The sequence below is a fragment of the Haemophilus haemolyticus genome, from assembly GCF_003351405.1.
In the GTDB taxonomy this organism is placed as follows: Bacteria; Pseudomonadota; Gammaproteobacteria; order Enterobacterales; family Pasteurellaceae; genus Haemophilus; species Haemophilus haemolyticus_N.
This window is the reverse complement of record NZ_CP031240.1, coordinates 512,929-531,376: the sequence shown is the minus strand read 5'-3', so window position 1 is coordinate 531,376 and position 18,448 is coordinate 512,929. Positions and strand designations below refer to the sequence as shown.

At 38.1% G+C, this 18,448-nt stretch carries 18 protein-coding genes; 13 read left to right on the top strand and 5 right to left on the bottom strand.

Going from position 1 to position 18,448, the window contains the following annotated elements; all coding sequences use genetic code 11:
* Positions 1 to 3: 3 nt before the first annotated feature.
* Both rpsR and rplI read left to right on the top strand, forming a co-directional pair.
* Positions 4 to 231: a 30S ribosomal protein S18 gene (rpsR, locus tag DV427_RS02575; RefSeq protein WP_005598105.1), complete on the top strand. Its 228-nt coding sequence runs from the start codon at positions 4 to 6 to the stop codon at positions 229 to 231.
* A gap of 16 nt (positions 232 to 247) precedes the next feature.
* Positions 248 to 697, top strand: coding sequence for a 50S ribosomal protein L9 (gene rplI / locus DV427_RS02570; protein WP_005627626.1), 450 nt, complete (start codon positions 248 to 250; stop codon positions 695 to 697).
* A gap of 100 nt (positions 698 to 797) precedes the next feature.
* Here rplI and rpoD read toward each other — a convergent pair whose 3' ends face one another.
* The 3 genes from rpoD to rpsU all read right to left on the bottom strand — a co-directional run bounded on the left by rpoD (position 798) and on the right by rpsU (position 4,883).
* The gene (gene rpoD, locus DV427_RS02565) at positions 798 to 2,681 is read right to left on the bottom strand and encodes an RNA polymerase sigma factor RpoD (RefSeq protein ID WP_114891204.1); all 1,884 of its coding nucleotides are present in this window, start codon (positions 2,679 to 2,681) and stop codon (positions 798 to 800) included.
* A 71-nt stretch (positions 2,682 to 2,752) separates the two neighbouring features.
* On the bottom strand, positions 2,753 to 4,534 hold the full coding sequence (gene dnaG / locus DV427_RS02560; RefSeq protein WP_114891203.1) for a DNA primase: 1,782 nt from the start codon (positions 4,532 to 4,534) through the stop codon (positions 2,753 to 2,755).
* Between the two features lie 133 nt (positions 4,535 to 4,667).
* Positions 4,668 to 4,883, bottom strand: a complete 216-nt coding sequence (rpsU, locus tag DV427_RS02555; protein ID WP_005627632.1) for a 30S ribosomal protein S21 — start codon at positions 4,881 to 4,883, stop codon at positions 4,668 to 4,670.
* 231 nt (positions 4,884 to 5,114) lie between these two features.
* Here rpsU and tsaD point away from each other — a divergent pair, with 231 nt between their 5' ends.
* Genes tsaD through DV427_RS02540 form a run of 3 tightly spaced genes read left to right on the top strand, consistent with a single transcriptional unit; the run spans position 5,115 to position 7,990 of the window.
* Positions 5,115 to 6,143 carry a tRNA (adenosine(37)-N6)-threonylcarbamoyltransferase complex transferase subunit TsaD gene (gene tsaD / locus DV427_RS02550; RefSeq protein WP_114891202.1) on the top strand — a complete coding sequence of 343 codons (1,029 nt, stop codon included), beginning with the start codon at positions 5,115 to 5,117 and terminating at the stop codon, positions 6,141 to 6,143.
* A gap of 8 nt (positions 6,144 to 6,151) precedes the next feature.
* Positions 6,152 to 6,733, top strand: a complete 582-nt coding sequence (locus DV427_RS02545) for a thymidine kinase (RefSeq protein ID WP_046949350.1) — start codon at positions 6,152 to 6,154, stop codon at positions 6,731 to 6,733.
* A gap of 36 nt (positions 6,734 to 6,769) precedes the next feature.
* Positions 6,770 to 7,990, top strand: coding sequence for an aromatic amino acid transport family protein (locus DV427_RS02540; RefSeq protein ID WP_114891201.1), 1,221 nt, complete (start codon positions 6,770 to 6,772; stop codon positions 7,988 to 7,990).
* Between the two features lie 142 nt (positions 7,991 to 8,132).
* Here DV427_RS02540 and DV427_RS02535 read toward each other — a convergent pair whose 3' ends face one another.
* Positions 8,133 to 8,393 (bottom strand): YfhL family 4Fe-4S dicluster ferredoxin, encoded by a 261-nt coding sequence (locus DV427_RS02535; RefSeq protein WP_005627640.1) that lies wholly within the window; start codon positions 8,391 to 8,393, stop codon positions 8,133 to 8,135.
* Between the two features lie 77 nt (positions 8,394 to 8,470).
* On the opposite strand from DV427_RS02535, the gene DV427_RS02530 reads away from it, so the two are divergent.
* The 3 genes from DV427_RS02530 to fbaA all read left to right on the top strand — a co-directional run bounded on the left by DV427_RS02530 (position 8,471) and on the right by fbaA (position 11,709).
* Entirely contained in the window at positions 8,471 to 9,253 is a 783-nt protein-coding gene (locus DV427_RS02530; RefSeq protein WP_046939839.1) for a ribonuclease T2 family protein, read from the top strand.
* Positions 9,254 to 9,348: 95 nt separating this feature from the next.
* Positions 9,349 to 10,509, top strand: coding sequence for a phosphoglycerate kinase (pgk, locus tag DV427_RS02525; RefSeq protein WP_114891200.1), 1,161 nt, complete (start codon positions 9,349 to 9,351; stop codon positions 10,507 to 10,509).
* Positions 10,510 to 10,629: 120 nt separating this feature from the next.
* Positions 10,630 to 11,709, top strand: coding sequence for a class II fructose-bisphosphate aldolase (fbaA, locus tag DV427_RS02520; protein ID WP_005639380.1), 1,080 nt, complete (start codon positions 10,630 to 10,632; stop codon positions 11,707 to 11,709).
* A gap of 331 nt (positions 11,710 to 12,040) precedes the next feature.
* Here the strand turns inward: fbaA and DV427_RS02515 are convergent, their stop codons facing one another.
* On the bottom strand, positions 12,041 to 12,418 hold the full coding sequence (locus DV427_RS02515) for a helix-turn-helix domain-containing protein (RefSeq protein ID WP_114891199.1): 378 nt from the start codon (positions 12,416 to 12,418) through the stop codon (positions 12,041 to 12,043).
* Positions 12,419 to 12,555: 137 nt separating this feature from the next.
* On the opposite strand from DV427_RS02515, the gene DV427_RS02510 reads away from it, so the two are divergent.
* The 5 genes from DV427_RS02510 to DV427_RS02490 all read left to right on the top strand — a co-directional run bounded on the left by DV427_RS02510 (position 12,556) and on the right by DV427_RS02490 (position 18,411).
* Positions 12,556 to 13,170, top strand: coding sequence for a Slam-dependent surface lipoprotein (locus tag DV427_RS02510; RefSeq protein WP_114891198.1), 615 nt, complete (start codon positions 12,556 to 12,558; stop codon positions 13,168 to 13,170).
* Between the two features lie 54 nt (positions 13,171 to 13,224).
* Complete coding sequence (locus tag DV427_RS02505) at positions 13,225 to 14,580, top strand: surface lipoprotein assembly modifier (RefSeq protein WP_114891197.1); 1,356 nt, start codon at positions 13,225 to 13,227, stop codon at positions 14,578 to 14,580.
* 237 nt (positions 14,581 to 14,817) lie between these two features.
* On the top strand, positions 14,818 to 15,858 hold the full coding sequence (locus DV427_RS02500; protein WP_114891196.1) for a glycosyltransferase family 9 protein: 1,041 nt from the start codon (positions 14,818 to 14,820) through the stop codon (positions 15,856 to 15,858).
* 211 nt (positions 15,859 to 16,069) lie between these two features.
* The gene (locus DV427_RS02495; RefSeq protein ID WP_114891195.1) at positions 16,070 to 17,614 is read left to right on the top strand and encodes a YjjI family glycine radical enzyme; all 1,545 of its coding nucleotides are present in this window, start codon (positions 16,070 to 16,072) and stop codon (positions 17,612 to 17,614) included.
* 8 nt (positions 17,615 to 17,622) lie between these two features.
* Positions 17,623 to 18,411 carry a 4Fe-4S cluster-binding domain-containing protein gene (locus tag DV427_RS02490; RefSeq protein ID WP_114891194.1) on the top strand — a complete coding sequence of 263 codons (789 nt, stop codon included), beginning with the start codon at positions 17,623 to 17,625 and terminating at the stop codon, positions 18,409 to 18,411.
* The last annotated feature ends 37 nt before the right edge of the window (positions 18,412 to 18,448 follow it).

Below are 18,448 nucleotides of genomic sequence, written 5' to 3'. Positions count from 1 at the left end.
CAAATGGCACGTTATTTCCGTCGTCGTAAGTTCTGCCGTTTTACAGCGGAAAATGTTGTTGAAATCGATTACAAAGATATCGCTACATTAAAGAACTATATTTCAGAAAGCGGCAAAATTGTACCTAGCCGTATTACCGGTACTCGTGCGAAGTACCAACGTCAATTAGCTCGCGCAATCAAGCGTGCTCGCTATTTAGCGTTACTTCCATACACTGACAATCATCAGTAATTAAGGAGATACGGTAATGCAAGTAATTCTTTTAGATAAAATTGTTCACTTAGGTCAAGTGGGCGATCAAGTAAATGTTAAATCAGGTTTTGCACGTAACTTCTTAATCCCACAAGGTAAAGCAGTTATGGCAACTAAAGCTAACATTGAACACTTTGAAGCACGTCGTGCAGAATTAGAAGCAGCAGCGGCAGCAAATCTTGCAGCAGCTCAAGCTCGTGCAGCAGAAGTTACTGCATTAGGTTCTGTGACTATCGCATCTAAAGCTGGTGATGAAGGTCGTTTATTCGGCGCAATCACTACTCGTGATGTGGCAGAAGCAGTAACTGCAGCAGGCGTTAAAATTGCGAAAAGTGAAGTTCGTTTACCAAACGGTCCAATCCGTACTCTTGGTGACCACGATGTTCGTTTTCAACTTCACGGTGAAGTATTTGCAACATTAGATGTAATCGTTGTTGCAGAATAATTTATCAGATAGGCAAAATAAAACCCGGTCTTAGATCGGGTTTTTTATTATTAGTTTAACATAATAAAAAGGAGCTATAGCTCCTTTTTATTTGTAACTTTTAGTCGTCAAGGAAACTTCTTAATGTTTCTGAGCGGCTAGGATGACGTAATTTACGTAACGCTTTTGCTTCAATTTGACGAATACGTTCGCGTGTAACGTCGAATTGTTTACCCACTTCCTCAAGCGTATGGTCGGTATTCATATCGATACCAAAACGCATACGTAATACTTTTGCTTCTCGTGGTGTTAGGCCTTCAAGAACTTCGTGAGTCGCAACTCTTAAGCTTTGTGCTGTTGCAGAATCTAAAGGAAGTTCTAAGGTTGAATCTTCAATAAAATCACCTAAATGTGAGTCATCGTCATCACCGATAGGCGTTTCCATAGAAATTGGCTCTTTTGCAATTTTCAATACTTTACGGATTTTATCTTCAGGCATTCCCATACGCTCAGCTAATTCTTCTGGTGTTGCTTCACGCCCCATTTCTTGTAATAACTGGCGAGAAATGCGGTTAAGTTTATTGATCGTTTCAATCATATGTACTGGAATACGGATTGTACGAGCTTGATCCGCAATAGAGCGTGTAATGGCTTGGCGAATCCACCAAGTTGCATATGTAGAGAATTTATAACCACGGCGATACTCAAATTTATCTACCGCTTTCATTAAACCAATATTCCCTTCTTGAATTAAATCTAGGAATTGTAAACCACGATTAGTGTATTTTTTCGCGATGGAAATTACTAAACGCAAGTTGGCTTCTACCATTTCTTTTTTAGCACGACGAGCTTTTTGTTCACCTCGAGCGACAGCATCACAAATATCACGCATTTGGGTAACGGTAAGTTTCGTGTTTTCTTCAATGTTAGCTAAGTTGTTTAATGCCTCAAGAATACGTTCTTCATATTTTGGTAAGCGTTTTGCCCATGGTTTGCTAGATTTTAAGGCTTTTTGTACCCATTCAGTATTGCTACCATTGGTTGTGATGAATTTTTCAAAATCATCTTTTGGCATTCCTGCAATATCAACTAATATTTTTTGTAATTGACGTTCTTCGTAGCGTACACGTTTCATCATTTCTTTCATTGACAAAACGAGTAAATCGAATTGTTTTGGTACTAAGCGGAATTGTTTAAAAATTTCTCCAAGCAGTGCAATTTGATCTTGGGCGCGTTTTCCTGATCGACCATGTTTTTCAATAACAGCAAGCGTTTTGGTGTGCTGATCTTTTAATTGTTGGAATTTTTCTCTTGCAACTTCTGGATCAATGCTATTATCAGATTCGCCTGAATCTGATGTAGATTCTGCTTCGCTTTCGTCTTCATCTTCATTGTCTTCAACATCCGCACTTTCTAATTCTTCTCCGTCTTCAGAAAAGTTTTCGTCAATGACATTATGTTCTTCTATTTCGGCATTTGGATCGACAAAACCTGTAATTAAGTCAGCTAAACGGAAGTTTCCTTTTTCCACATCATCATAATTTTCTAGCAATCCGTTTAAGGCTTCAGGGTATGCAGCAATGGATGTTTGAACTTCATCAATTCCTTCTTCAATACGTTTTGCAATACTGATTTCATCTTCACGAGTAAGAAGATCAACCGTTCCCATTTCACGCATATACATACGGACAGGATCAGTTGTTCGACCGATTTCAGATTCTACATTTGAAAGAATTTGGGTTGCCTCTTCCACCGCATCTTCATCTGGAATGGTGTCATTCAACATCATCTCATCGCTTTCTGGGGCTTCATCCAAAACAGGAATGCCAGCATCATTTTGCAGAGTTTGTAACAATTTATCGTAATATTCGGGGTCGATGAGATCTTCTGGTAATAAATCATTAATTTCTGCATAGGTTAAATAACCTTGAGTGCGACCTAATTCCATCAGTTGTTCAATTTGTTCTGAATATTGTTCAGCCGTAGATTGTTGATTTTTTTCCATTTTTATATCCGTTTTGCTTGATGTGATAGTAGCAATATAATTCTTGTTACGAACTTAGAATTTTATCATTGTTATTGCGGATTAACTAACTGTTTTTTCTGCAGTTCTTTCCCAGCTAAAAGGTGAACGAGCACTGTTTTTTCCTCGTCAGTAAGCCCTTCAGCTCGTTCTTTAGCAATAAGCATTTCAATGTCTCGCTCAATGGCTTGAATATTTAAGCGACGATAGTTTTGTGAAAATGCATTGATCATTTCTGCTTCGTCTAATAAATGATCCCAAGTTGCCAGTATTTCAAGGGGATTGCTGTAAGGCGTATCTCGGAAGTGCTCTAAAATTTGCCCTGTAGTAATCCCTTCTCGTTGGCGACAAAGTGCGGTCAATTTTTCCAAAATTTCAAAACCAGCTTCTGCACGTAATGCTTGCACGCCACTTTCAGACATACGTTTTACTAATTCAGGATTTTGCAGAAGCAATGAAATGATCATTCGCATTGGTGTCTTCTTGATCTTATTATTAGCGACTTTTTGTTGTGTATTGGCGTGTTCTAATTGCTTTGGAATAAGATTTTCTAGCTGAGTTTGATCAAAAATTCCAAGTTTCTGAGCAAGCATATTGCGTAGTGACAAGCGCAGCATTTCTCCAGGAATTTGGCGAATTAACGGCGCAGCCAGAGCAACTAATTTTCCGCGCCCTTCTTTGCTAGAAAAATCAACTTGTGGGCTTAAGTGAGCAAACATAAACTCGCTTAAAGATTGCGCACTTTCGATATATTCTTCAAATTTTTCTTTACCATATTGGCGAATGTAAGTATCAGGATCTTCTCCATCAGGCAAGAAAATAAATTTGAGTTGTCTGCCATCTTCTAAATAAGGCAACGCATTTTCTAATGCACGCCAAGCCGCATCACGCCCTGCACGGTCACCATCGTAACAACAAACAACTTGCTCAGTCGAACGAAAAATAAGTTGGATTTGTTCTGATGTCGTGGACGTACCTAAAGAAGCTACCGCATAATCGACGCCAAATTGTGCTAATGCGACCACATCCATATAACCTTCAACAACAAGTAATTGTTTTGGTTCATCGTTGGCTTGTAAGGCTTCGTACAAACCATAAAGTTCGTTACCTTTATGATAAGTAATGGTTTCTGGTGAATTCAGATATTTCGGTTTTTCATCCGTTAATACTCGCCCACCGAAGGCGACGGTACGACCTCGCTTATCGCGAATAGGAAACATGATGCGATTTCGGAATTTATCGTAAATATTGCCACGATCATTTCGAGAAAGCATGCCTAACTCAATGAGTTTTTGTTGTTCTTCGCGATTGACACCAAATTTACGCAGTACAGTATCCATCGCATTCGGCACAAACCCAATTTGGAAACGCTCAATAATTTCAGCCGAAAGCCCGCGTTGTTGTAAATATTCTTGTGCTTGAGTATTTAATGGTAATTGGTTTTGATAAAACGTGACAATCTCTTGCATTAATTCATAGAGATTTCGTTTGGTTTGGTAATTAGCTTGAGGTTTCCCGCTGTTATTAGCGCGTTTTTCGTAAGGTACTTCAAGCCCTGCCATCGCTGCAAGTTCTTCAATAGCCTCTACAAATTCAAGTTTGTCATAATCCATTAAAAAGGAAATGGCATTACCGTGTGCGCCACAGCCGAAGCAATGGTAAAACTGTTTCTTTTGACTAACCGTGAAGGATGGTGTTTTTTCGTGATGGAAAGGGCAGCAGGCTTGATAATCGCGGCCAGCTTTTTTTAGTTTTACGCGCGTGTTAATCACATCGACAATATCGGACTTTGTCAGTAAATCATCAATAAAGGGGCGTGGAATAGAACCTTTCATTGTCGAGCCTCCGTGATCGTGGTGTGAAAGTGCGGTCGTTTTTGGCGTAGATTTTTGTTGTGCTTAAAGTAACAAAACCGTGAGCCCAAAGGATTCACGGTTTGTCTTAACTCGAGTCAGAAAATACTATAAATTAGTATAAACGGGTATTGCGCGCGTTTTCGCGGGCGTTGCGTTTTGCGTGACGTTTTGCAAGTGTTGCATTTTCACGTTTACGAATTGTAGTTGGTTTTTCGTAAAATTCGCGAGCGCGTACTTCAGCTAAGATTCCCGCTTTTTCGCAAGAGCGTTTGAAACGACGTAAAGCTACGTCAAATGATTCGTTTTCACGTACTTTAATTACAGGCATAAGCCAATCACCTCAATGAGTTTAATTTAATTGCAATTTAAAATTTTATTTTCACCAAAGCACCACTGTGCAAATGGTAAATTTAATAAAGGACGCAATTCTAATCTACTTTTAGGGAAAAAGTAAAGGAAAGAATGCCAATTCACCTTAATATTTGTGGTTTCAACTGGTTAAAACCGCTTAAACAGGGTAAAATCGCGCAACATTTTAGGTAATAAATTAAGAAAATCAATGAAAATCTTAGGCATTGAAACCTCCTGTGATGAAACGGGCGTGGCGATTTATGATGAAGAAAAAGGATTAATTGCTAATCAACTTTATACTCAAATTACCCTACATGCAGATTATGGTGGTGTGGTTCCTGAATTAGCATCACGCGATCATATTCGTAAAACGGCTCCTCTTATTAAAGCAGCGTTAGAAGAAGCTAAGTTAACGGCGAGCGATATTGATGGCGTGGCTTATACGAGTGGCCCTGGGCTTGTCGGTGCATTGCTTGTCGGCGCTACGATTGCGCGTTCTTTAGCTTATGCGTGGAATGTTCCTGCGATTGGTGTTCATCATATGGAAGGGCATTTACTTGCGCCAATGCTTGATGAAAATTCACCGAACTTTCCTTTTGTTGCTTTGTTGGTATCGGGTGGTCACACTCAATTAGTGCGTGTAGATGGCGTAGGAAAATATGAAGTGATTGGCGAATCCATTGATGATGCAGCGGGTGAGGCCTTTGATAAAACAGCAAAATTACTTGGACTAGATTATCCTGGTGGTGCGGCACTTTCTCGTTTAGCAGAAAAAGGCACACCAAATAGTTTCACATTTCCACGTCCAATGACAGATCGTGTAGGCCTTGATTTTAGCTTTTCAGGTTTAAAAACGTTTGCTGCGAATACGATTAATCAAGCAATTAAAAACGAGGGTGAACTAACAGAACAAACTAAATCGGATATTGCTTATGCTTTCCAAGATGCGGTGGTGGATACACTTGCCATTAAATGTAAGCGCGCATTAAAAGAAACTGGTTATAAACGTTTAGTGATTGCGGGTGGAGTGAGTGCAAATAAAAAACTCCGAGAAACGCTTGCACAGTTAATGAAAAATTTAGGTGGTGAAGTGTTTTACCCTCAACCTCAATTTTGTACAGATAATGGCGCGATGATTGCTTACACAGGTTTTTTACGTTTAAAACAAGGTCAGCATAGCGATCTGGCTATTGATGTTAAGCCTCGTTGGGCAATGACGGAATTACCAGCAATTTAGGAGAAAAAATGGCAAAACTCTACTTCTATTACTCCACAATGAACGCTGGAAAATCAACGACGTTGCTACAATCTTCCTATAACTATCGCGAGCGCGATATGAACACAGTAGTTTATACGGCTGCGATTGATGATCGTTTTGGAGTGGGGAAAGTTACATCGCGTATTGGCATTTCGCAAGATGCCTTTTTATTTCGCTCGGAAACCAATTTGTTTGATGAAATCAATGAGCACTTAAAAAAAGAAAAAGTGCATTGCGTGCTGGTGGATGAAGCTCAATTTCTTAGCAAACAACAAGTTTACCAGTTGAGTAATGTCGTTGATAAACTCAAAATCCCTGTGCTTTGTTATGGCTTGCGTACAGATTTCCAAGCGGAACTTTTTGAAGGAAGTAAATATTTACTGGCTTGGGCGGATCAACTCGAAGAATTAAAAACAATTTGTTATTGTGGCCGCAAGGCCAACTTTGTTTTGCGCTTAAATGATCAAGGTGAGGTTATTAAAGAAGGCGCTCAAATTCAAATTGGGGGAAATGACTCTTACCTTTCTGTTTGCCGTTTACACTATAAAGAAAAGTGTGGCCAACTTTAAATTAGTTTTCAAACACAACACTATAAGGATAATTTTATGTTACAGAATAAAACATTTGGGAGTGCGCTGATTATTGCAGGCACAACCATTGGAGCAGGTATGCTTGCTATGCCGCTTACATCAGCGGGCATGGGCTTTGGTTATACCGTGTTATTGCTCGTTGGCTTGTGGGCTTTGTTGGTTTACAGTGGATTGTTGTTTGTAGAAGTGTATCAAACAGCGGATCAGTTGGATGATGGTGTCGCCACACTCGCTGAAAAATATTTTGGGGTTCCAGGTCGAATTTTAGCAACGTTGAGTTTGTTAATTTTACTTTATGCTCTTTCAGCCGCTTATATTACGGGTGGCGGATCTCTGCTTTCAGGCTTGCCAACGGCTTTTGGAATGGAAGCGATGTCGCTTAAAACGGCGATTATTATCTTTACTGTGGTATTAGGTTCTTTCGTGGTTGTAGGAACGAAAGGCGTGGATGGTTTAACTCGCGTGTTATTTATTGGTAAGTTAGTCGCTTTTGCTTTTGTGCTATTTATGATGCTTCCAAAAGTGGCAACAGATAATTTAATGGCATTGCCTTTGGATTATGCTTTTGTGGTTTCTGCTGCCCCGATATTTTTCACCTCTTTCGGTTTCCACGTTATTATGGCGAGCGTAAATAGCTACTTAGGTGGAAGTGTAGAAAAATTCCGTCATGCTATTTTGATTGGTACCGCGATTCCATTAGCCGCTTACCTAGTCTGGCAGTTAGCAACCCATGGTGTATTAAGTCAAAGTGAATTTGTGCGTATTTTACAAGCTGACCCAACACTAAATGGCTTAGTGAATGCAACGCGTGAAATCACAGGTTCTCATTTTATGGGAGAAGTGGTTCGCGTGTTCTCATCACTCGCTTTAATTACTTCATTCTTAGGCGTAATGCTTGGTGTGTTTGAAGGCTTAGGTGATTTATTCAAACGCTATCATTTGCCAAATAATCGCTTTGTATTAACCATTGCCGCATTTTTACCACCACTTGTATTTGCATTGTTTTATCCTGAAGGATTTATTACAGCATTAAGTTATGCAGGTTTGTTGTGTGCGTTCTATTGCTTAATTTTACCAATTGGCTTGGCATGGCGTACACGTATTGAAAATCCAACATTGCCATATCGTGTTGCTGGCGGTAATTTTGCTTTGGTGTTTGCGTTATTGATTGGCGTGGTGATTATGGTCATTCCATTTTTAATTCAATGGGGATATTTACCGGCCGTAGCAGGATAATGTGAAAAAAAGTCACTCAATATAGTTCTTTTTATAGATAAAAGTGCGGTGAAAAATTTCAGTTTTATGATAATAAAAATAAGCTCAAAATTAACCGCACTCTTTTAGAAGATAATAAGTCATATTTCAGTTGCTTTAAAAATTACAATTTATCCGAATGATGAATCATCACAAAGCGTTCCCAAAGCTGTTCTTCGGTTTCTTGATGTTCAGGATCGGGCTTAATGCAGTTCGTGATTGGGCAAACTTTTTGGCAGGTAGGGGTGTCGTAATGGCCGACACATTCTGTGCAAAGTACAGGGTCGATCACATAAATCTCATCGCCAATAGAAATGGCTTCGTTCGGGCATTCTGGTAAGCACATATCGCAGTTGGTACATTTGCTAGTGATGAGTAATGCCATTGTGATCCTTAATAGAAAGTTGAAAGCGGCGAATTATAGCCGACAAAAACTGGATTGACAAAAACTAAACAAAATTTATGAAAAAATTCACTTCCACCCTTTCTCTTATTGTCCTCATTGTATTAGCAATTTGGCAGTATTTTACCGATTCAACCAAAACTAAAAATCAATCATCTTCTCCCGTAATCGAACAGACTAAGCAAACAAAAGCATCTGAGCCTAAATTTGAGTCTCAATTTGAGACAAAGCGGACGGATATTGAAAAAAGTGCGGTGAAAAATCCGAATGTTTTTGCCAATTATGATGTGATTATGCGCGATGACCCTATCGGGCAAAATGCAAAGGCGCCTGTCGATTATTATATGTTGGCATTATCTTGGTCGCCTGGATTTTGTGATATTCAGCGTGAAAAATATGGTAATCAGTTGCCTTCCTCCTCTCAATATCAATGCGGAAATAACCGCACTTTAGGTTGGGTCGTTCATGGATTATGGCCTCAAAATGCAAATGCACTTTCAGTGACGGATCATCCACGTTTTTGCAAGGGTGATTTACCCGCATTGCCAAAAGATTTATTAGCACAATATTTGACTATTTCACCAGGTGAACAATTATTACAAGGCGAATGGGAAAAACACGGCAGCTGTGCGTTTGATTCTGCTCAACAATATTTTGCTAAGGAGCAGGAATTATTTAGCTCATTAAAATTACCGAATCAAAATTTAAGCCGTAATGAACTTTTTCGTTGGATGAAACAACATAATCCACAATTAAAAAATGCTTATTTAGGTGCAAGCCGAAACGAATTATTCATTTGTTATGATAAAAAATGGCAGGTAATGAATTGCCAAAGCAAATAAGAATTTCTTTGATCTAAATCGTTACAACCTAGCGCGAAGTAGGTATAATACGAAAAGTTTTCAATTTTAATTTTAACTTAATAAGAGGATAGATTATGTCAGTAATCAAAATGACTGATTTAGATTTAGCCGGTAAACGTGTATTTATCCGCGCGGATCTTAATGTGCCAGTAAAAGATGGCAAAGTGACCTCAGATGCGCGTATTCGTGCGACCATTCCTACTTTAAAATTAGCCTTAGAAAAAGGCGCAAAAGTGATGGTAACTTCTCACTTAGGTCGTCCAACTGAAGGTGAATTCAAACCAGAAGATTCTTTACAACCAGTTGTTGATTACTTAAAAGACGCAGGCTTTAATGTTCGTTTAGAACAAGACTATTTAAACGGCGTAGATGTTAAAGAAGGCGAAATTGTTGTTTTAGAAAACGTACGCGTGAACAAAGGTGAAAAGAAAAACGATCCTGAATTAGGTAAAAAATATGCGGCACTTTGCGATGTATTTGTAATGGATGCGTTTGGTACCGCTCACCGTGCGCAAGCATCAACTTACGGCGTTGCAGAATTTGCACCAATCGCTTGTGCAGGCCCATTATTAGCTGCTGAATTAGATGCATTAGGTAAAGCATTAAAAGAACCTGCTCGTCCAATGGTGGCTATTGTTGGTGGTTCTAAAGTTTCAACTAAATTAGAAGTATTAAATTCTCTTTCAAAAATAGCTGACCAAATTATTGTGGGTGGTGGTATTGCAAATACTTTCATTGCGGCAGCAGGCCACAATGTAGGTAAATCTTTATATGAAGCTGATTTAATCCCAGTCGCGAAAGAATTAGCCGCAAGCACAGATATTCCTGTTCCAGTTGATGTACGTGTTGGTTTGGAGTTCACTGAAACTGCAGCAGCAACAGAAAAATCAGTGACTGAAGTGAAGGATGAGGAATCTATCTTCGATATTGGTGATAAATCTGCAGAACAATTGGCTGAAATCATCAAAAATGCAAAAACCGTTTTATGGAATGGCCCAGTTGGCGTGTTCGAATTCCCTAATTTCCGTAAAGGGACTGAAATCATTTCTCACGCAATTGCAAATAGCGATGCATTCTCTATCGCTGGTGGTGGTGATACATTAGCGGCTATCGATTTATTCGGTATTGCAGACAAGATCTCTTACATTTCAACGGGTGGCGGTGCGTTCTTAGAATTCGTAGAAGGCAAAGTATTACCAGCAGTAGAAATTCTTGAAAAACGTGCGAAAAACTAACTGCACTTTTCCTATGTGACATATCGATGGCGATCATTAAAAATGTCGCCATCAATAAAAAGTCAAAAAAATTCTCCAATTGTGGGTTTGTCCCGCTAAACATAAAAAGGAAACACAAGTATGGCTAAATTATTAGATATCGTGAAACCTGGTGTCGTAACAGGTGAAGATGTGCAAAAAATCTTTGCTTATGCAAAAGAGCATAACTTTGCTATCCCAGCAGTAAACTGCGTGGGTTCTGACTCAGTTAATGCCGTGTTAGAAACTGCTGCACGCGTAAAAGCGCCAGTTATTATTCAATTTTCTAACGGTGGTGCGGCGTTTTATGCGGGTAAAGGTATTAAACCTGCAAGCGGTGCTCGTCCTGATGTACTTGGTGCGATTGCTGGAGCGAAACACGTTCATACTTTAGCTAAAGAATACGGTGTTCCTGTTATTCTTCACACTGACCACGCTGCGAAAAAATTACTTCCATGGATTGATGGTTTACTTGACGCTGGTGAAAAACACTTCGCAGAAACTGGCCGTCCATTATTCTCTTCTCACATGCTTGATCTTTCTGAAGAGCCAATGGAAGAAAATATGGCTATCTGCCGTGAATACCTCGCTCGTATGGATAAAATGGGGATGACCCTTGAAATCGAAATCGGTATTACTGGTGGTGAAGAAGATGGCGTAGATAATTCTGGTGTTGATGAGTCTCGTTTATACACCCAACCATCTGACGTGCTTTATGTTTACGACCAATTAAACCCAGTAAGCCCTAACTTTACGGTTGCAGCAGCATTCGGTAACGTACATGGTGTTTACAAACCAGGTAACGTAAAATTAAAACCATCTATTTTAGGTGCGTCACAAGAGTTCGTTGCGAAAGAACGCAATCTTCCAGCGAAACCAATTAACTTCGTGTTCCACGGTGGTTCTGGTTCTAGTCGCGAAGAAATCCGCGAAGCAATTAGCTACGGTGCAATCAAAATGAACATTGATACCGATACTCAATGGGCATCTTGGAATGGTATTTTGAACTTCTATAAAGCAAATGAAGCTTATCTTCAAGGTCAATTAGGTAACCCTGAAGGTCCAGATGCGCCAAATAAAAAATACTACGATCCACGTGTTTGGTTACGTAAAATGGAAGAATCTATGTCTAAACGCTTAGAACAATCTTTCGAAGACTTAAATTGTGTTGATGTTTTATAATTAGTAAATTATATTAAAATTATTGAGGCTAAATTCTAATAGAATTTAGCCTTTTGTTTTGAATTAAAGGTGAAAATAGTAACTTTAATTTTATGCACTTTTTCTTTTGATTTAGGAATTAATCTTCGAATTTATTAAATAGCAGTAATGGATTAACGCTTCTATATTGAATTCTACTAACTAATACACAATGTTATTTTTATCATGTCTTTATTTTTATTGTTTAACAGAAAATAAATTTAATGGAACCTATAAAGATAGCTTGATTATAGCGAGTATTTTATGGATTCTTTTATTTTTAAATATAGTTTCTTAACACAAGGAGATGAGGCTATGGGTAGGTTTTAAGAAGTGCTTGCATCAAATTGAGAATTAAATACTTATGATCATTATTTAATTGAAGAAAACTCTCTAAACCTTGTTTTTCAATAAGTGATTGTGCGTTTAAGGTGGTATTACTTGCCCCTGTTTTTAACCACTCCGCAGAAACATTTAACCAATCGGCAAGTACTTGGATTTTGTCAAAAGAAGGGATTGATTGGCCATTTAACCATTTATAGATTGCTTGGGGTGTGACAGACCCTGAAACATAACGTAAGTTAAATTCCCTCTCAATTTCTGATACTTTAAATGTACCGTAAGAAGCTGCTTCAAGAGCAACTCGCAACCGTTGGCTAAAAAGTGCTTTTTCATCAAATATTTTCTGCATTTAGTAATTATAACGATAACCCAAATAATAAATTCACCAAATGATTTTTAAATTAACAACTGAACAGTTGATATATAGAGTCTAGTTTCTTATTAGAATTAAAGTTAATCTTTCTAAGAAAAAATGAGGAAATCGTTATGTTAAAACAATTAAATAATGTTGCTATTTTAGGATTATCAGCCTTAGCTGTCGCTTGTGGTTCTGGTGGTGGTTCTGGTACTGCACAAACACCAGATGGCGCAAAAGTGGATTTAAATAATAGTGACAAAGGACTAATTGGCGGTAATACGATGGATGGAACACTAATTGGTTATAACCAAAATCATTCATTTTACGGTGTGTGGGTGAATCACGATAAAACTCGCCAAGAAATTCGTTATCAAGGTACAGTAACACCAACTTCAAGTATTCCAAAAGGCTCTGCAACTTATACGGGGCATGCAGTGCGTGCAAGAGATAGTATCATTGCTCAAAATATTAATGGCGTACAAGCAGATGGAAAAACCACTCTTAATGTAAATTTTGATACTAAAAAAGTTGATGGAAAAATTGAGATGCCACTTGCTCGTGATATTACTCTGCATGAAACTAGTTTAAATGGTAATAGTTTTAGTGGTAAAGCTAGTGTATTCTTGAATGATGGTGGTAAATATACAGGTGCATTATATGGGCCAAATGCCGAAGAAGCTGCTGGTATTGTAACTTTTGATAATAATTCAGCATTAAATACTTCTTTTGGTGGCTATCGTTAATTTATTTTTATATGTTAATAGGCGGATTATTCCGCCTATTTTATTAGGTGTAATATGAAAAAAGCGTTATTTTGGCTATTCTACTCATCTTTTTCATTTTCTGCGACTGCTCACACATTATCGTTACCAGATATAACATATCTTCAAAGTAATCCTAAAGTGATTGAAAAACTATTATCCGAAAATATGTATTCTTTATCTGGAAAAGAACTGGCCCGATTAATAGATCTGTATCAATATAATCCTCATTTCAATAAACATTTAGCTCAATTTGCACAAGGGCGTATTGCCTTTTTAGAACAAGATTATTACGAAGCAATTCGGCTTTATCGACAAGTCTTATCGGAAAACCCAGAATTAAACCCAGTTAGAATCGAGTTAGCGATTGCATTATTTCATCAAAGGCAAGATAGTGCAGCAAGAACTCAATTTGAAAAAGCAAAAGTGGAAAAAGATCTGCCTGATGGTTCGTTGTTGGTTATTAATAATTATCTGCAAGCATTAGATGAGAGACAAGGTTGGGAAATAGATTTTACAGCCCATTATATCCGAGATAAAAATGTCAACCATGTAGCAAATGTCAATTATGTGCCATTGTCTAATCGTGCAGTACTGACCAAATCCCAAAGAATGTTGCCACAATCAGCCCATGGAGTTGGATATTTTTTCTCGGTTTCTCGAGATTTGAATTTATTCGATTCTCACTATTTTTTATTCGGCAATCGAGCTTGGGGTAAAGAGTATTGGGATAATCATGAATATGATGATATTTTAAACCGCACTTTTTTAGGTTATGCCTATAAAAATGCATCTCATATAATAAAAGTGAAACCTTTTTATGAGCGTCGTTGGTATGGCAACCATCGTTATCGCTGGAATAATGGCGTGCAAGCTGAATATGATTTTCACTTTAACCCACATTGGCAACTGGCCTATTCTGCTGAATTTGAAAAACAACATTATTTTATTGAAAAAGAGCTTAATGGACATTTAACACAGCTTACACCAACCTTAATTTTTCAGCCAAACACTCGACAATTTTTCTATATTGGAGGTGACTGGATAAATGAAAAAACTCAAGTAAGGCAATATGGTTCTAAAAGCAAAGGCCTACGTTTAGGTTGGGGACAAGACTGGGGAAAAGGAATATCTTCACAAATAGCCGTGTCATTTATTAAACGAAATTATAAAGATGTTGCTAAATTAGGTAATTTAGATATTTTCTCCTTTAATAAAAACCGTAAAGATCATATTTATTCTCTAAATTTATTAGTTTGGAAACGAGATTGGCATTTGGGGGGAATTACACCTAAACTGCAGTTTACTTGGAAAAAACAAATAAGTAACATTCCTCAAATGTATTCTTATCAACAGAAGAATATTAATCTGATTTTTGAAAAGAGTTTTTAGTAAAACATCTTAATAAAAATAAGGTAAAAGTTTATACCAGATAATTAACTGGCTTTCATGAATAATTTCTATTGCTATCTAGTACGACTTCCAGCATTTATCTGAAGAATCTATGTCTAAATGCTTAGAGAAATCTTTCAAAGACTTAAATTGTGTTGATGTTTTATAATCCACAAAAATAACATAAAATACGACCGCACTTTTGAGTGCGGTTTTTTTTATTTTAGTGGAGAAATTATGGAAAAGATCTTAGTTATTCGTAACGATAAATTAGGCGATTTTATGCAAGCATGGCCTGCTTTTGCTATGTTGAAATTATCGAATCCTTCTTTAAAATTAACCGCACTTGTTCCGAGTTACACTGCGCCTTTAGCGGAAGTTTGTCCGTTTATTGATCATGTTATTATTGATAGCAAAAAAAATGATAAAACGGATTTCAAACGTCTTGTGCAGGAAATCAAAGCGCAGCAGTTTGATGGAATGATTAGTTTCTTTTCCAATACCCATAATGGAAAGCTCGCTTGGAAAAGCGGGATTAAATATCGCCTTGCGCCAGCAACGAAATGGGTTCAAATTCTCTATAATCACCGTTTAACACAACGCCGTTCTCGTTCTGAAAAATCGGAAGCAGAATACAATCAAGATTTAGTTCGAGCTTTTTTGCAAAAGCATAATATGCCAATTGTTGAACCCAAACCGCCTTATTTAACCTTTGAGAAAAGTGCGGTGGAAAATCAACGCATTTTCTTGCAAGAGAGTTTAGGACTTTCCGCAAATAAAAAATGGATCTTTGTGCATAGCGGTTCCGGTGGTTCAGCTACGAATCTTTCTTTAGCGCAATATGCGGATTTAATTAAAGGCTTATTGGCTGAATTTGATTGCAATGTTGTGCTGACTGCAGGGCCTGGCGAAAGTGAAAAGGCCCATGAGTTAGCTAATCTAGTTAATGATTCACGCGTAGTTATTTACGACAAGAATAAAGGTTTAGTGGATTTTGCGCATTCTTTGGCTTGTGCGGATTTATTTATTGCGGGATCTACAGGGCCATTGCATTTGAGCAGTGCGTTTAATATTCCGACAATCGGGTTTTATCCAAGTAGTCGTTCTTCTCAGCCGAGACGCTGGAAACCGATTAATGATGTCGATAAGCATCTTGCATTTTGCCCACCTGCGGGAAAAGAGACTCAAATGAATCTAGGGTTAATTTCTATTCAACAAGCATTACAAGAGATAATCCCTTTTGTTAAGAAAATGTGTTATTCAAGCGATAATATTTAAGACTCACCAATTAAATTAAAACTGGCGGATCTTCATTACTCCGCCAGTCAAAATTCTTTTTTCACTTATCTAAATTTAGATCTTTCTTATTTTACTAGTTAACCGTTTGCTTCGGTTTTTATTTCTTAAAATGTGATCTCGCTCACATTTTCAAAATTGTCTATTTTGTTACCATTGCGTACAATACAAAACCATTTCTAAAGGGGGCATTATGTTAGCAACACTTCAAGATATTCTCGATACGGTTAAAGCCAATAATCTGACTTATCATCAAAAATTAATGACATTAGGCAATATTGCTGAGCGTTTATTTGATCCTCGCGATTTGCTTGGCTATACCGATGAAGAATGGGGCTTTTTACAGAATCAGATGATCTGTGATTTATGTGAAGGTTACGCGATTTATCGTCCTCGTTATATCCTGCCTGATTACAATGTGTATATCCAAAAAGGCTGCGAATTTTTAGAATTGCCACCACCAAAAGATCTTGATGAAGCGCTTGATGGATTATTGATTCTTTACTCTCACGTGCCATCCATTACAACTTATCCTGTTTATGTTGGTCGTCTTGATGTATTGCTCGAACCTTTCATTACTGATGAAGAAAAAGACTACATCAAAATTAAACGTTTCTTAAATCATATCGACAAAACTGTCCCTGATTCATTCTGTCATGCCAATATTGGGCCTTATGACACGAAAGCGGGTCGCTTGATTTTACGCGCAGTGATTGAGCTTGAAGCGCCAACACCGAATATGACCATTCGTTATGATAAATCCAAAACAAGCCGTGAGTTTGCTGAACTTGCAGCAAAAGCCTGTTTATTAGTTTCTAAACCATCTTTTGCGAACGATGCTTACTATATTTCCGATCTAGGTGAAGAATATGGCGTAGCAAGTTGCTATAACGCACTGCCTGAATGTGGCGGTGCTTACACATTAACGCGTTTACGTCTAGGGACGATTGCTCGCGCATGTAAAAGTGCGGATGAAATGGTGAACGAATTATTACCACGAGTGGCGAAATGTGCTCTTTCAACTATGGATAAACGACACAAATTTGTAGTGGAAGAAAGTAATTTCTTTAACAGTTCATTTCTCGAAAAAGAAGGCTTTATCAAACGTACTAATTTTACGGGGATGTTCGCAATTGTGGGCTTGGCAGATGCAGCAAACCACTTATTGCAATGTGAAGGCTTAAATGAAACCTTTGGTAAGAGTGCTCGTGGTGATGAAATTGCGACAGCAATTATGGATAAACTTAAAGAAATCACCGATGCACATGAAGGGGTTTATGCAGAACGCACTGGCAATCGTTATTTATTACACGCACAAGTGGGCGCAAGCAACCACGAAGAAGACAAACGTAACGCACCAGCTCACCGTATTCGTGTAGGCGAAGAACCAACGTTACTTGCGCATTTGAAACAGTCTGCGCCATTCCATAAATATTTCCCATCTGGTACAGGGGATTTATTCGCCTTTGATCAAACCTATGCGGATCACTGCGATGCGGTGGTAGATATTATTGATGGGGCATTCTCTTTAGGCTATCGCTATATTACTACCTATTTGAAAAACACGGATTTAATTCGCGTTACGGGTTATTTGGTGAAGAAAAGCGAAGTTGAAAAATACCGTAAAGGTGAAGTCGCATTACGTGATACAACCTGGTATGGATCGGGTACGGATGAATGCGCCAACGTGTTTGATCGCCAATTACGCGATGAAAAAGATGTCACTGCTGAAAAATAATTGGAAAAATGACCGCACTTTCTGAGATTTTTGTGCCGTTGCATCGGATTATTCCTTTTTCAAATGTAGAGGGGCAAGGCAATCGTTCGAGTATTTTTCTGCAAGGTTGCAAGTTAAATTGCTTGTATTGCCATAATCCAGAAACTATTCCTCGTTATACGGAAAATGCGAAATTGGTTAGTTTGCAGTATTTGTATGAACAGGTTATGGAGGCGGTTCCATTTATTCGAGGTGTCACAATTTCAGGTGGTGAACCGACTATCCATCATAAAAAACTGGTGCCGCTTTTTGAGGCTTTACGTTCGCAAGGATTAACCTGTTATTTGGATAGTAGTGGCTTTTTTGAGTTTGATCGTATTCGTTCGTTAATTGATGTCACTGATAAATTTTTATTCGATCTGAAAGGAGAAGGCGTAGGTTTACAAACGCTCTGTTTTGACCGACAAAATCAAACAGGAATCGTGCCACAGCAAGTGATACCAGAACGTTTACACATAAAAAACGATAAACTTGAGCGAAATTTACAAAATCTGGCTGCCTTGTTGCCGTTAAATAAAGTGGAAGAAGTGCGGTTAGTTTTTTTAAAGAATTTTTTTGATGCTGAACATTTGGTGGGCAAAGTTGCGCTACTTTTACGAAATTATCCTGATGTGGCATTAAAAATTATCCGTGTGCATAGTAAAGGTGTGCGCGATGAAACTGGGTTATCAACGCATATTCCAAGTGCGGAAGAAACTAATGCATTGGCTGCTTATGCGCGTCAATGTGGAATTAACAAGGTTTTGACTATTTTGTAGTCGCTTACAAGAAAGTGCGGTGAAAATTCGCCGACTT

Bases quoted from the DNA above. Each gene is read 5' to 3' on its own strand.
- DV427_RS02535 (WP_005627640.1), bottom strand. From the start codon at position 8,393: ATGGCATTACTCATCACTAGCAAATGTACCAACTGCGATATGTGCTTA.
- DV427_RS02495 (WP_114891195.1), top strand. From the start codon at position 16,070: ATGTTAGCAACACTTCAAGATATTCTCGATACGGTTAAAGCCAATAAT.
- rpsU (WP_005627632.1), bottom strand. From the start codon at position 4,883: ATGCCTGTAATTAAAGTACGTGAAAACGAATCATTTGACGTAGCTTTA.
- DV427_RS02540 (WP_114891201.1), top strand. From the start codon at position 6,770: ATGTTACAGAATAAAACATTTGGGAGTGCGCTGATTATTGCAGGCACA.
- dnaG (WP_114891203.1), bottom strand. From the start codon at position 4,534: ATGAAAGGTTCTATTCCACGCCCCTTTATTGATGATTTACTGACAAAG.
- rpoD (WP_114891204.1), bottom strand. From the start codon at position 2,681: ATGGAAAAAAATCAACAATCTACGGCTGAACAATATTCAGAACAAATT.
- DV427_RS02510 (WP_114891198.1), top strand. From the start codon at position 12,556: ATGTTAAAACAATTAAATAATGTTGCTATTTTAGGATTATCAGCCTTA.
- rpsR (WP_005598105.1), top strand. From the start codon at position 4: ATGGCACGTTATTTCCGTCGTCGTAAGTTCTGCCGTTTTACAGCGGAA.
- tsaD (WP_114891202.1), top strand. From the start codon at position 5,115: ATGAAAATCTTAGGCATTGAAACCTCCTGTGATGAAACGGGCGTGGCG.
- fbaA (WP_005639380.1), top strand. From the start codon at position 10,630: ATGGCTAAATTATTAGATATCGTGAAACCTGGTGTCGTAACAGGTGAA.
- DV427_RS02545 (WP_046949350.1), top strand. From the start codon at position 6,152: ATGGCAAAACTCTACTTCTATTACTCCACAATGAACGCTGGAAAATCA.
- rplI (WP_005627626.1), top strand. From the start codon at position 248: ATGCAAGTAATTCTTTTAGATAAAATTGTTCACTTAGGTCAAGTGGGC.
- pgk (WP_114891200.1), top strand. From the start codon at position 9,349: ATGTCAGTAATCAAAATGACTGATTTAGATTTAGCCGGTAAACGTGTA.
- DV427_RS02500 (WP_114891196.1), top strand. From the start codon at position 14,818: ATGGAAAAGATCTTAGTTATTCGTAACGATAAATTAGGCGATTTTATG.
- DV427_RS02490 (WP_114891194.1), top strand. From the start codon at position 17,623: ATGACCGCACTTTCTGAGATTTTTGTGCCGTTGCATCGGATTATTCCT.
- DV427_RS02505 (WP_114891197.1), top strand. From the start codon at position 13,225: ATGAAAAAAGCGTTATTTTGGCTATTCTACTCATCTTTTTCATTTTCT.
- DV427_RS02530 (WP_046939839.1), top strand. From the start codon at position 8,471: ATGAAAAAATTCACTTCCACCCTTTCTCTTATTGTCCTCATTGTATTA.
- DV427_RS02515 (WP_114891199.1), bottom strand. From the start codon at position 12,418: ATGCAGAAAATATTTGATGAAAAAGCACTTTTTAGCCAACGGTTGCGA.